At 32.6% G+C, this 13494-nt stretch carries 13 protein-coding genes and 1 pseudogene; 6 read left to right on the plus strand and 8 right to left on the minus strand.

Going from position 1 to position 13494, the window contains the following annotated elements; genetic code table 11:
- The first annotated feature begins 240 nt into the window (after positions 1–240).
- Both F6K18_RS12095 and F6K18_RS12100 read left to right on the plus strand, forming a co-directional pair.
- Complete coding sequence (locus F6K18_RS12095; protein WP_287521080.1) at positions 241–1275, plus strand: methyltransferase; 1035 nt, start codon at positions 241–243, stop codon at positions 1273–1275.
- Between the two features lie 225 nt (positions 1276–1500).
- Entirely contained in the window at positions 1501–2535 is a 1035-nt protein-coding gene (locus F6K18_RS12100) for a methyltransferase (RefSeq protein WP_287521081.1), read from the plus strand.
- Between the two features lie 364 nt (positions 2536–2899).
- Here F6K18_RS12100 and F6K18_RS12105 read toward each other — a convergent pair whose 3' ends face one another.
- Together F6K18_RS12105 and F6K18_RS12110 are read right to left on the minus strand one after the other, a co-directional pair.
- Positions 2900–3379 (minus strand): hypothetical protein, encoded by a 480-nt coding sequence (locus tag F6K18_RS12105; protein WP_287521082.1) that lies wholly within the window; start codon positions 3377–3379, stop codon positions 2900–2902.
- A gap of 204 nt (positions 3380–3583) precedes the next feature.
- Positions 3584–4066: a Gfo/Idh/MocA family oxidoreductase gene (locus F6K18_RS12110; protein ID WP_287521084.1), complete on the minus strand. Its 483-nt coding sequence runs from the start codon at positions 4064–4066 to the stop codon at positions 3584–3586.
- Between the two features lie 63 nt (positions 4067–4129).
- Here F6K18_RS12110 and F6K18_RS12115 point away from each other — a divergent pair.
- Positions 4130–4762, plus strand: a pseudogene (locus F6K18_RS12115) (Uma2 family endonuclease); the annotation flags it as partial.
- 33 nt (positions 4763–4795) lie between these two features.
- Positions 4796–5074: a Uma2 family endonuclease gene (locus F6K18_RS12120; protein WP_287521085.1), complete on the plus strand. Its 279-nt coding sequence runs from the start codon at positions 4796–4798 to the stop codon at positions 5072–5074.
- Between the two features lie 2 nt (positions 5075–5076).
- Here F6K18_RS12120 and F6K18_RS12125 read toward each other — a convergent pair whose 3' ends face one another.
- The gene (locus tag F6K18_RS12125) at positions 5077–6297 is read right to left on the minus strand and encodes a transposase (RefSeq protein WP_287521086.1); all 1221 of its coding nucleotides are present in this window, start codon (positions 6295–6297) and stop codon (positions 5077–5079) included.
- 106 nt (positions 6298–6403) lie between these two features.
- On the opposite strand from F6K18_RS12125, the gene F6K18_RS12130 reads away from it, so the two are divergent.
- Positions 6404–6745, plus strand: a complete 342-nt coding sequence (locus F6K18_RS12130) for a Uma2 family endonuclease (RefSeq protein WP_353735066.1) — start codon at positions 6404–6406, stop codon at positions 6743–6745.
- A 291-nt stretch (positions 6746–7036) separates the two neighbouring features.
- On the opposite strand, the gene F6K18_RS12135 is transcribed toward F6K18_RS12130, so the two are convergent.
- From F6K18_RS12135 to F6K18_RS12155, 5 genes are all read right to left on the minus strand, one after another.
- Positions 7037–8083 (minus strand): methyltransferase, encoded by a 1047-nt coding sequence (locus F6K18_RS12135; protein ID WP_287521087.1) that lies wholly within the window; start codon positions 8081–8083, stop codon positions 7037–7039.
- Positions 8084–9143: 1060 nt separating this feature from the next.
- The gene (locus F6K18_RS12140; protein ID WP_287521089.1) at positions 9144–9857 is read right to left on the minus strand and encodes an SDR family NAD(P)-dependent oxidoreductase; all 714 of its coding nucleotides are present in this window, start codon (positions 9855–9857) and stop codon (positions 9144–9146) included.
- Complete coding sequence (gene pyrF, locus F6K18_RS12145) at positions 9844–10761, minus strand: orotidine-5'-phosphate decarboxylase (RefSeq protein ID WP_287521091.1); 918 nt, start codon at positions 10759–10761, stop codon at positions 9844–9846. The genes F6K18_RS12140 and pyrF overlap by 14 nt, the downstream gene beginning before the upstream one ends.
- Before the next feature lie 394 nt (positions 10762–11155).
- Positions 11156–11809: a GTP cyclohydrolase II RibA gene (gene ribA / locus F6K18_RS12150; RefSeq protein ID WP_287521093.1), complete on the minus strand. Its 654-nt coding sequence runs from the start codon at positions 11807–11809 to the stop codon at positions 11156–11158.
- Positions 11810–12287: 478 nt separating this feature from the next.
- Positions 12288–12872 carry a hypothetical protein gene (locus F6K18_RS12155; protein ID WP_287521095.1) on the minus strand — a complete coding sequence of 195 codons (585 nt, stop codon included), beginning with the start codon at positions 12870–12872 and terminating at the stop codon, positions 12288–12290.
- Between the two features lie 96 nt (positions 12873–12968).
- Between F6K18_RS12155 and F6K18_RS12160 the strand changes: the two genes are divergently transcribed.
- Complete coding sequence (locus tag F6K18_RS12160) at positions 12969–13133, plus strand: hypothetical protein (protein WP_287521097.1); 165 nt, start codon at positions 12969–12971, stop codon at positions 13131–13133.
- The last annotated feature ends 361 nt before the right edge of the window (positions 13134–13494 follow it).

The following is a 13494-nucleotide window of genomic DNA, read 5'->3' on the forward strand; positions in this document are numbered from 1 at the left end:
TCAGATAGTAATTTGTCTCAATTTGGCTTTTAAAAATCATCTTAAGTAGACAAGCTTTACTAATAAAAAAAAGTATGTTACAAAACTATGGTCTATAGGGAAAAGGGAGCAAATATTTGTAGCAAATAATTTGAAATTTTCTGGAGACCGAATTTTCGTGATATATATATATATATATATATATATTAAGTTCTCAAATTTATACTTTTCAAGAAATATCACTTTTTTGGATAAAATATTATGTCAATATCCGATCTAGACCAAGAACTAGAAATACTAACTTGTGATGATAAACCACTTTGGGATACATGGTTGTCGATGTTCCACTTTCCTACACTTACTGTTGCAGACGAGCTAGGGCTTTTCTCTTTATTAGACAAAAAGCCTGCAACTGCTGAAGAAGTAGCAACAAATTTGTCTTTAGGGTCTCGTGCTACTGAAGCACTTTTAGGAGTAATGACATCACTAGGTTATCTTGTGCAGTTTAACGGCAAATTCCATCTTACCGAGGTATCACAAAATTTTTTACTTCCTGATAGTCCTTATTATTGGGGAGGCATACTGCATTTTATACGCGATAGTCCTCTATCCCATTCAGCACTTTTAGAGGCATTCCGAAATGATAGGCCTGGTATTTACGGGGAGGAGGATGTTTGGGAAACTCACGAAGCAGATCAAGAAAAAGCTCGGGCTTTCATCAGACACATGCACAGTCAAAGTCTGACTCCTGCTCTTGGTACTGCCTTGAGAGGTGACTTTTCTGGCGTCAAACGTCTTTTAGATGTAGGAGGTTGTTCTGGTGCTTTTTGTTTTGCCTTAGCTCGACGTTATCCCGAAATGCACTGTACTATTTTAGAATTACCAACAATATCTGAAATAGCAAAAGAATATATAGTAGAAGCTGAGTTATCTGACAGAGTAGATACTTATGTGGGAGATTTCTTTCAAGAGCCTTTTCCTTCTGGTTACGATGCAATTTTATTCAGTAATATTTTTCACGACTGGGGATGGGAAAAATGTTTACATTTAGCAAAACAAAGCTTTGAAGCGTTACCAAGTGGAGGTCGCATTTATATAAGTGAAATATTATTAGGGGATGGAAAAGATAACCCTCCAATTGCTACTTCATTTTCAATGTTCCTGTTTTGGGCTACTGAGGGTAAACAATACACTGCTAATGAGTTTAATCAACTTTTGCAAGAAGCTGGGTTTGAAGAAATATCAATAGTTCAAACTCATGTTTATTATTCACTTGTTAGTGCTAGAAAACCTTAAGGAAAGTTAGAAATCAGAAGTTGTTTTTGTAGGGGTTATTTTGAGCAACCCTACAAAAACACTCCACCTGAAAAGGCGAGGTTTTGTACCCAATTATTTTAATAAATTGGGTAGTCGTCAGTAAGCTGTTAAGCATTTAAACCGCAGCTGCTATATACTAATTTTGTTTTGCTCAAATTTAGACTTTTCAAAAAAATAACTTTATTTTGGATAAATAAAATCGTTATGTCAAACTCCGATCAAAATCAAGAACAAAAAATACTAACTTGTGATGATAAACCACTTTGGGATACATGGTTATCAATGTTCCATTTTCCCACACTTACTGTTGCAGACGAGCTAGGACTTTTCTCTTTATTAGACAAAAAGCCTGCAACTGCTGAAGAAGTAGCAACAAATTTGTCTTTAGGGTCTCGTGCTACTGAAGCACTTTTAGGAGCAATGACATCACTAGGCTATCTTGTGCAGTTTAATGGCAAATTCCATCTTACCCAGGTATCACAAAATTTTTTACTTCCTGATAGTCCTTATTACTGGGGTGGTATACTGCATTTTATGCGCGATAACCCTTTGTCACATTCAGAACTGCTAGAGGCTGTCCAAAATGATAGGTCTAGTATTTATGACGAGAAGGGTATTTGGGAAACTCACGAAGCAGATCAAGAAAAGGCTGAAGCTTTTACTAGACACATGCACAGTCAAAGTCTTACTCCTGCACTTGGTGCTGCCTTGAGAGGTGACTTTTTTGGTGTCAAACGTCTTCTCGATGTGGGAGGTGGTTCTGGTGCTTTTTGTTTTGCCTTAGCTCGGCGTTACCCCCAAATGCACTGTACTATTTTAGAATTACCAACAGTATGCGACATAGCACAAGAATATATAGCAGAAGCTGGATTATCTGATAGAGTAGATACTTATGTGGGAGATTTTTTCCAACAACCTTTTCCTTCTGGGTATGATGCAATTCTCTTCAGTAATATTTTTCACGACTGGGGATGGGAAAAATGTTTGCATCTAGCAAAACAAAGCTTTGAAGCGTTACCAAGTGGAGGTCGCATTTATATAAGTGAAATATTATTAGGGGATGGAAAAGATAATCCTCCAATTGCTACTTCATTTTCAATGTGTTTGTTTTGGGTTACTGAGGGTAAACAATACACTGCTAATGAGTTTAATCAAATTTTGCAAGAAGTTGGGTTTGAAGAAATATCAATAGTTCAAACTCATGTTTATTATTCACTCGTTAGTGCTAGAAAACCTTAACAAAGTTAGAAGTCATATCAAATCCGGTAGTATTGGTATAAAAAAATGTAGAAACCGGGTTTGTTTCAAATACCTAGCACTTAAGGTCTACTTCCTACAAACCCGGTTTATTATCATTTTCTTTGTGGGTTTAATACCCCACCGTCAACGGGGGTGTTCACGCATTACTTGGGGGAGCGAATCCCCATGTAATTTTCCTCCTGTCTCCTGTCTCCTGTCTCCTGTCTCCTTCTTCAAAACACTTGAAAGCAAGGGGATTTGATATAGTTGTTTTTGTAAGAAGCATTTTGAACAACCTACAAAAACACTTCAATACACCATTTTAAGCTTGACGCGCCACTACTAATTGCCTATTCCCTTTTTCCTACTGAAGAGATTTCCAAAGATTTTGAATTAGCATTATTTGCTTACCAATTGGGAGATAACGTTCAAGAGACAAAATATTCTGATCATTTTGAAAATCTACAAAATTCTGCTGAAATGCGGCATAAATTTTCAGGTTCATATTTAATAGTTGATCGTCAACAATATTCAAAATTAATTGTTCTTGATTGTTAAAGTTGTCGTCATCCCTAATAATTAATTGACCAGGACGAAGAGCAAAATCACCAGAATAGTCAAATTTCATCCAAAAATCCACTTCTATATTGGGCTGAGTATTGTCTTCGTCAAAATAAATTTTTAAACGCCGTTCCTGAATATCCCATAGGGGATATTCTTTTTTGATTGCAGGATTTTGTCGCATATCAATGTTAGAACGAACATAAATTTTATCTTGAATATTTTCTGCTTGATAAATAGCATTGACAAATGTATTTGTACCACTAACTTCTGGAAGTGACAAATAATTATTAAAATCAATTATTCCTATTGAAGAGAGTAACTGTAAAGCATGAGGCAATTCAAGTAATGGTGGGTCTGTAGTATATGCTAAACCATTTTCTTTAGAAAAATCAATTTCTACTTTATATAAATTAGGAATACTCGAATGATTACTTGAAGTTAGGGAAAGCTTTTGTTTTTTTTCCTTGATAATTTTTGGGATTTCTCACTTAATAAATTTAGGAAAGTCTGAATAATACCACTGAGAAGCTACTGCTGCTTTTATTTCATATTTGTGAATTATTTCTGCGATTTGCAGCATTTCTTGTTTGTTTATTACAATTGGCTTAGGTAATATAAAGTGTTTCACACCAGCTTCGATATATAACATTACTTGTTCATAAACTAATTCTGGCTTTAAAGCTATCTCAATTACTTGTCTGGCTTTTTGTTGGTTATTTAAGTATTTAAAATAGTTATCATGCCATTGACGAAAACTCTGAAATAGATAAGTTTGTGGTTGATTCTGACCTAAAATACTATCAGCAAATAACGAGGAAGTAATTACTGGATCTACAATAGATACTATTTCCCAGAAATATCCATTTTTGGCATATTTAGTTCCAATATAATTTTTTCCGTAACGCCCATAACCAACAATTGTTGTTTGAAAAATTGAAGCTGGATATAAATACTCCGAACTCAGCATAATTTTAAAGACAAAATGATACAGCTAAAAAATCAACTTACATTACAATAATTTCTCGAACTTCCACCAGGAGATGGAGATATTATTTATGAATTTATTGATGGAAAAGCAGTAGCAAAAATGCCACCGAAAAAATTTCATTCTAAATTGACTCGTGCATTATTATATTTAATTGATGAATTGTGCAAAGGCAAAGGAGAAGTCTATCCAGAATTAGCAGTTAAGTTAACAAAAAAAGGAAAAGATTGGATGCCTGTTCCAGAATTATTATATCTTGCTGCTGAACGTTTTCCTGAAGACTGGGAAGAAGATGTCGCTTGTTCTGTACCACCAAATTTAGTCATAGAAATTATTTCCCTTGGTCAAACATTTGGTCAACTCATGGCTGAAGCTAGAGATTATTTAGATGCAGGAGTATTAAGGGTATGGGTTGTTGATAGTAAAGCTAGGAGTATTACAATTTTTTATCCAGATGCACCGCCACAAACTTTTATGGGAAATACTCTATTAATATATTCTTTATTTGAGGGATTAGAATTAACTGCTGGAGAAGTATTAATAAGGGGAGAATTTCCACTAAAATTACTTCCAGTTACAGGGAAAAAAGATGAGTACAAAATTGTACCTCATTATCTGAAAAATTGCTGTAAATTATCACTCCTGACTCTTGACCGCCACCAAAATATTACAATATAAATACTCAAAAGTCGGCATAATTTTAAAGGCAAAATGGTACAAATAAAAAATCAACTTACATTACAGGAATTTCTCGAATTTTCCCCAAGAGAAGGAGATATTACCTATGAAATTATTGATGGAAAAGCAGTAGCAAAAATGTCACCGAAATTTTTTCATTCTAAAATAACTCGTGCTTTGCTTTATTTAATAGATGAATGGTGCGAGGGAAAAGGGCAAGTTTTTCCAGAATGGGCGGTTAAATTAACTCGTCAAGGGAAAGATTGGGTGCCTATAGTTACTAAATCTATAGAAAAATATTCCTTGACTTAGTTTTAATTAAGTGTTACCTTAACGGGGTGAACTACAACACCCTCTATCCCATTGCTAAAAGCGTTTGGGACTGCTTTTCGTAATATGTTTAAACTTCCATTGACATCAGCATTGTATCTGACACCATTTGAAGCTTTATAAAGTCCTCTTTTCACTCGTTTACCACTAAATCCGTGTTTGACACCCTTTTGATAAACTGGTAAGTCGTCCAAGTCTAAAAAGCTAGCTTTTGATGTATAACTTTCTTCATTAATTATGACTTTTATTCCTACTAATTTGCCTTTGTACTTTAGTTGTTCAATTAACTTAAAAAAAGGAATTTGAACAAAATTTTGATTGTTTTTAGGGCCAAGATTTATGCCTTGTTTCCAGTTAGGATTATTTCCTATTACTAAAACTCCTATCTGATTTTTGATCAGATGATTAATAATATACCTGCTAGTCTTATGCAGATAATCGTCAATCTTAAAATTTCTTTTTGTCGATAATCTTTTGATTCTATTACTACTTTTAGTCTTCTTTAATTCTGACTGTAGTTTGCCCTTCTTATAATTATAGAATTGATTAATTGATTTGACTGGTCTGCCGTTAATAATAAAGGGTTGAAAACCTTTTTTATTTGATGTTACAGTAGCCAAATTATTCACTCCCAAATCTACAGAAGCCACATTATATTCATACAAATCTAATTTAACTTCAACGGATTCGTAAACCACTTCTATCACATAGTAATTAAGCTTGGGAATAATTCTCACTTGTTGCAGAGAATCATAATTTATTTTACTGTCAAAAAATAGCTCACTTTTTGATAGTAATATCTTTTTATTTTTTACTAATTGAGGTTTACTAATAGCCTGTTTCGTATAAACTAAAATATTCCTTCCTTTCTGTTTATGTTTATATTTTGGCAGTTGAGGACGGCTTTTAAACTTACTTGGACATTGATTATAAGCTCTTATAGCTTGAAAAAAACTTTGCCAATTTTGATGTAAAAGAATCAACACCTGCTGAGAAACTTTGGCCGGTATTGCTTGATAATCTATTCCCGATTGTAATAATTTTTGAACCTTTTTATAATCTAGATAATTTCCTTTATTAATAAACTCTTGTCTGACTATGTAGTTAGCTATATTGTAAAGATTTTTAGACAAGAAAGCTAGAGCATCAAGTGATTTATAATTGGGATGATTTTTTTTAATAATAGTACGTTCTACTAACTGCATTATCCCTCTTGTAAACATTTAACGAGCTGTTCTGCTTTCCTTTCTTAGTCTAAGATATTTTTAGTTGTTTTCCTATGTTTTTCTATAAAATCAATAAAACTTTACAATACCAGAAATTTTATATGTTTCTTATGAGCGCTTATCTCCAGAATGGATAGCAGATGATTTTTGTCCTGTTTTGCCTGATTTAGTAATAGAAATAATTTCTCCTGGGCAAACATTTGGTCAACTCACAGCTAAAGCTAAAGATTATTTAGATGCAGGTGTATTAAGGGTGTGGGTTGTTGATAGTAAAGCTAGGAGTATTACAGTTTTTTATCCAGATGCACCGCCACAAACTTATATGGGAGATACCCTATTGATAGATTCTCTATTTGAAGGATTAGAATTAACTGCTGAACAAGTATTTAATAAAGCTGGAATTCCCAATACAATTCTTCCCAGTTGATTGATTGTAAGCATTCAGCTATTAGCTAGTCAGCTATCAGCAATTAATAATAAGTAATTAGTTCTCAGGTTTAGTTAGGGGACTTTACCAGTAATTTTTCTTCAAACTCAATTTCAAAGGTTGCTTTTATCTTCCTCAAAATTAATAGCTGTTAACGCAGTTCCTCCGTAGGAGGCTAGCTAATAGCTGACGGCTGTTTGCGCAGCAGTCCGCAGGAAATGCTTACGATTAATTAGTAGTGATGCATTGCAATTATTTTGGTTACGAGGCAGGGCAATAATTTGAATATGCTTATTGAAGGTTGTTCTGTTTTGAACCACTACTATAAGGTATATTATATTCATAGCCTGATTTACACATCTTAATATCAATTGTATTTTTAAAATATTTGGAATTATTATCAACTAACTTGGCTTTTATTAGGCAGTAATGCATGAAATTTTTAGATTGCTTTTTTAGGGTTTCTAACCATAGTTTTTCTTCATCAGATAAAGTTTGGTTCTTATCACAGTACCAATCATAAAAAGAAAATGGTTTTGGATAGATATATGTTAATTCCAAATTCCAAATACCATTTGAAAACAACATTGGTAGTTCCTTTTCAATCGAAGCATGATTTTCATCACCTAATGACATTAAGTATGCTCTATATTCTCCACCAATTACCAAGCGATCGCTTGAACCAATCATACTTTTTCTAAAAATTTCAAGTCCATCTAAACCACCATTACAATAAATCTTTGCCTGTTTACTATTCATTACTGGAACGTATGGAAGACCTGAGATAATTAGGTCATATTTATTATTAACAGAATCATATAGATTTCCAATATTATGTTTAATATTAGAATTATGAGAATTGATTTTAGAATTGATTGTTGCTAGTTTTATTGCTCTAGGGTTGATATCGTAAGAGTCAACTTTAGCAAATTTTTTATGGGCAGCTCTAATTCCATAAATACCACAGCCACAACCTAATTCTAGTAGGTTTAGATTATTGCTATTTGGTAAATAAAATTTTGAACATAACGATACTTCTTCTATGTAAGGTCTAAAAACTTCGTTAGTATTATTGCCTTTCCAGTCACACAAAAAAATATCTCCATCAAATCTAAATATATAGTATTTACTAAAAATTTTAAAACCATCTTTGTATAAGATACCGATCTCTAAACAAGATTTTATGGAGACTAAATCTATACTATTTACATCTACAGGCAGATTTTCATTAAACAACATTGAATAGTTTTCTGGAGCGTTATCGCCGAGGTATATTATTTCATTTTTTACTTTTGAATAGTTCATAGTCTCAGCAAATTCTTCAGTAATATTAATCATAAATTATGTCATATAGTTATATTATGTCTCTTGAGAATACCGACAATAAAAATTTTGGCGTTGGTGAATGATTGTATGATTTAAGGTCTAAAAACTTCGTTAGTATTATTGCCTTTCCAGTCACACAAAAAAATATCTCCATCAAATCTAAATATATAGTATTTACTAAAAATTTTCCAACCATCTTTGTATAAGATACCCCTCTCTAAACAAGATGTTATATCATGTTCGGTTGAATACTTACACTTAGGAGGAAGGAAGGCAGAAGGAAAAGAAAGGTTGAAAGGGAAAAGATTTTTTTATAAGTGATTATCCGAACATGATGTTATGGAGGATAATTCTATACTCTTTACATCTATATACTGATTTTTATTAAACAACATTAAATAATTTTCTGGAGCGTTATCGGCTAGGTATATTATTTCATTTTTTACTTTTGAATAGTTCATAGTCTCAGCAAATTATTCAGTAATATTAATCATAAATTATGTCATATATTTAGATGATTATAAATCTATGCTGCTTTAACAAAATGCAGAATAGTTTCATTCAATTAGGAGTTACTTTAGACATGAATCTATATCACAAATAAATTGTTTTGTAGATTCATTTTGTCAAGTTGAATTATTGGCATAATTTATGCTATTTTTTTCACATATAGCGCTTCCCGTTGTTATGAGGTACACCCGTCGCGGGCAAGATTCCCGCACTACAATATTCTCAACATTTACCCCGTACATCATTTGCCCGAAATCTGCTGTATAACAATCCTAAATTGGTTGTGATAATTTTTATATAGTAGGGAAAGAGATACTTAGGATATTTTTTAATTGCCTATTGTTTGTTAAGTATTTTGTTGGAATTTTTACTATTGTCGTAACCAACTATTTCTTGGCTATAATAGTTAATGTGATTTGTTAAGTATTTTGTTGGAATTTTTACTATTGTCGTAACCAACTATTTCTTGGCTATAATAAGGTGAAAACATGAGCAAATTCTGACTCCTGAGGACTGAGGAATGACTCCTAATTGCCACCAAAATATTGCAACTTAAATAGGTTTAGGTATATTGACCTCCATTGATATTTAATATAGAACCGGTCAGATAATCTGGTGCATCAAAAGCAACATATTTCACAAAATTGGCAATTTCCTCAATTCTTCCTTTTCGTTTAATATGTGTACTTTCAACAGCCTGATTTTGTCTTTCTACAGAAACTCCTTTTGACATTTTTGATTCAAATATGCCTGGATTTATTCCTATTATTACTGCTTTTTTAGAAGAGAGGGATTTTGATAAACTTAAAACTAATCCATTAAGACCTGCTTTTGCAACTCCATAACCTATATCTCTACTGCCTACATAAGCAGCTGCAGAACCTACTATAACGACTCTATTTTGAATATTTTTTGCCAAACATTTTTTTAGTAAACCAATAACAAAATGAGAAGTTCCTATTAGATTAACCTGAATACTTTCATATATTTTTTCTTCTTCAAATACAGTAGAATTAAATGTTGGTTCTGCAAATGTTCCTATACAACTAACAACAAGATGTTTCTGATATTTTTCAACAGGAATTTTTTCTATGGTTTCTCGAATTTTGTTTCTCTCTTTGAAATCACAATCAAAATAATATTTTAAATTTTTATTATTGGTCGTTTGATGTATATCTATTCCGAGAATGTCAGCATCTATATCGTCACAATTAGCAAGAAAAGAACCTAAAGTTCCTTCCACACCTAATATGATTAGTAATTTATTTTTCTGCATTTTTCATTTGCTCCAAATTACTGACAAAATTTTCGACATTTTTTCTAATTATTGTTTGATATTTTTCCAAAGATATAGTTAAGTCAGAAGTATATGTTATAGCTCTGGAAATAGGTATTATTACACCTTTTATTTCCCGACCAAAATTTATTAAAAATTTTTCAATAGTTCCACCTTGACTGCCAACTCCTGGAGCTAAAATAATCGCATTAGGCATAAGTTTTCTTAAATTATTTCCCTCTGAAGGAAATGTTGCCCCCACAACAGCACCTATCGAACTATAACCATTTTTTCCGAGGCTATGTTTACTATAATTATTGACAAGTTCTGCTAAATACTGAGAAATATTTTTTCCATCGACTACTTTATCTTGAATCAATTTAAAACCAGGATTAGAAGTTTTTACTAATATAAATATTCCCTTATTAAAGTTGATAGCTGATTCTACAAATGGCTGTAAACTGTCTTCTCCTAAAAAAGGGTTGATTGTCATACAATCAACGGTTATATCTGAAGTTATAGTCAAACCGTTTTTCAATGTTGTTTTACCTTCTAAATATGCTTTGGCATAAGCTAGTGATGTAGAACCAATATCGCCTCTTTTAGCATCTAGAATAACCAAAAGATTTTTATTTTTAGCATATTCAATAGACTTTGATAAAGCTGTAATACCCAAGGTTCCAAATTGTTCAAAATATGCAGATTGAAATTTGACAGCAGGAATCAGATCGTATGAACTATCAATAACAATTTTTGAGAAATTAAACAGTGCGTTAGTAATAGCTATAGAATTATCCGGTTCCGGTATCAAAATAGTAGGCATCAAATTAAAATTAGGATCGATACCAACAACAATATGGCTTGTATTAGTAATTTTTTCAATGAGGCGATCGGCAAAATTCATAATTTATCCTGCTAGTGGAAAGAGGGAACAGGGAACAGGGAACAGGGAACAGAAAGGAGGAATAATTGATTTTAATGAGTGATTTTTGGAAAAAGGAAAGAGGGAACAGAGAACAGGGAACAGGAAACAGAAAGGAGGAATAATTGATTTTAATGAGTGATTTTTGGAAAAAGGAAAGAGGGAACAGAGAACAGGGAACAGGAAACAGAAAGGAGGAATAATTGATTTTAATGAGTGATTTTTGGAAAAGAGGAAAGAGGGAACAGCGAACAGGGAACAGGGAACAGGAAGGAGGAATAATTGATTTTAATGAGTGATTTTTTGAGATGTCTAATATACATCTTAAATAATAAAATCAATTATCACACTAGATACATCAGTTATTGCCTGCTGCTTACTCCCTACTCCCTACTCTCTGTTTTCTATAGAGGTCTATTTTATGACCAAATTGCTCTTTTTTAGATACTAAATAATTTCGCCATTCTCTTTTTTTACTTATTATTGGTATTCTTTGGTTAACCTTAATTCCATTTTCTTGTAAAAACTTCTCTTTATCAGGATTATTGGAAATTAGTTTTACTTGTTTAATGTTTAAATCCTGTAAAATTAAAATTGCTGAATAATAGGTTCTTCGATCTGGTATTAGATTTAAACGTTGAAAGGCTTCAAATGTTGAACAAGCTTCTCGATCCATGAGTGTATAACTTTTCAATTTATTTGTCCAACCCGCACCTCTACCTTCATGGTGAAAATGGTATATAATCATTCCATTTCCTTCTTTATGAATTATTTCCATCGCTTTTGTCAGTTGCCAATTACAGTCACATCTTTGACAACCAAAAACATCGCTTGTATAACAAGCAGAGTTAATCCTTAGCAATAATGGAGTGTCTGTATTTGTTATATCACCCTTGTAAATAACAGCCTGTTCTGTTTCTATATTTTTATGCTTGATTGTATATCCTCCCATGTAAAATTCTCGTTTATTCTTGTCTCTTAAAAAGACATTTAATTCCTTATTAGTAATTGTGTATTCTGAAAGACTCATATAATTATATTTTTTTATTTTTTACAATCAGTGATAATTTGAGTAAACATTCAGCCGTCAACTATAAGCTATTGGTTTGAGTTTTGTCGATACAAAGCTTTATTATTCAGAAATTTTATCTGACTACAAAAGCCAGTTTTAAAGTCGATATAGCAATTTTTTAATCTGTGAGGTAAAGATATTATAGCGGTTTTCACTCATGTTGACTTGCATTGCTTCTTCCTTCTCTCCTAGATAACTAAAGCCTTCTTCCTTTAAACCCAAATCTCTGTACTCTATAAAACATGAAAAATGCTATAGATCTCCCCTAACCCCCCTTCTTAAGGGGCGAATTTCAAAGTCCCCCTTAAGAAGGAGGATTTAGGGGGATCGTAGGTGTACCTCATCGGTTCGATAATTGCTATATTCATTTCAATCCTCTCCTTAAGGTTGAGGTTTTATTGCTGTTTTTGTAGGATTCTGTCGGCAAAGCTGACCGCTAATAGCTAATAGCTGAATGCTTACTAATTTGACATACTTGATTAACTAAACTAACTGGGTCGCTATCAAATATAACTTGACTATCTGTTTTCTTTTGAAAAAAATCAATCAATAATTTTATACATTCTGTTGCACCTCCTGTATGAGAAAGAATTCCAATTATTTTTTCCATATCATAAGCAATTGAAAACTCATTTATAGTTCCCCATCGCCCTCCAATAATAATAGCTACATCACATTCTGCAACAGAAGATACGTTCCTATACTTAAGACAATATTTTCGCATCTCTTTGTACTTATATTCTTGTGGAATTAACACAAGACTATCGTATAATTCTAAGGCCGTTCCCATAATTGCTATATGTTGCTCCCGACTATAGGCACCAGAAAATCCGATTGAATATCCACCCATAGCTTTAGCACCTTCAACAGCAGCTAGAGGTATACCTTTGCACGCTCCTGTAATAATAGTGTTTCCTGCTTTAGCAATTTCTTCTCCGATCTTTCTAGCTTTATTTGTAATATCTTCCTCAGTATCTATAGAAGCACCAAAAACACCTATTTTCATAATAGATATCTGCATAATTTTGTATTTAATAACAAATTAACAGGAGATTCTAGTGAATTATCAAAATCTTCAAAGTCTCTTAAAGATTATTTAGATACAGGAGCATTAAGAGTGTGGGTTGTTGATAGTCAAGCTAGGAACATTACGGTTTTTTATTCAGATGCACTGCTACAAACTTATATGGGAGATACCCAACTGAGAGATTCTTTATTTGAGGGATTAGAATTAACTGCCGAACAAGTATTTAACAAAGCTGGAATTCCTACTATAAATTAGTTCTAGTTAACTAGGGTTTGCTGAAAAAGTTTTTTAGTAGGGGTAGGAGACAGGAGACAGGAGACAGGAGAAATGGGAATGAGTGAGGAGGTAAGAGTAAGAATTGTCTCAAGATTGTTCTGCCCGACTATAAGCCTAAAATACTAACTTTTTGAGCGTTTTAGATGTGATACCAGGCACTTTTTTCGACCCCAAAAAAGCACTTGTCTTTATATATCAATGCTTTGAGATTTAACCAGCAAGCCCTAAATACTTACTGAATCCTTGACTCCTATTGGCCACTATAATTTTATTCTTACTTCTTATTTCTTATTTCTTATTTATTACTTCTTACTTCTTACTTCTTACTTCTTACTTTTGA

The organism is Okeania sp. SIO2C2, assembly GCF_010692625.1.
GTDB lineage: Bacteria > Cyanobacteriota > Cyanobacteriia > Cyanobacteriales > Microcoleaceae > Okeania > Okeania hirsuta.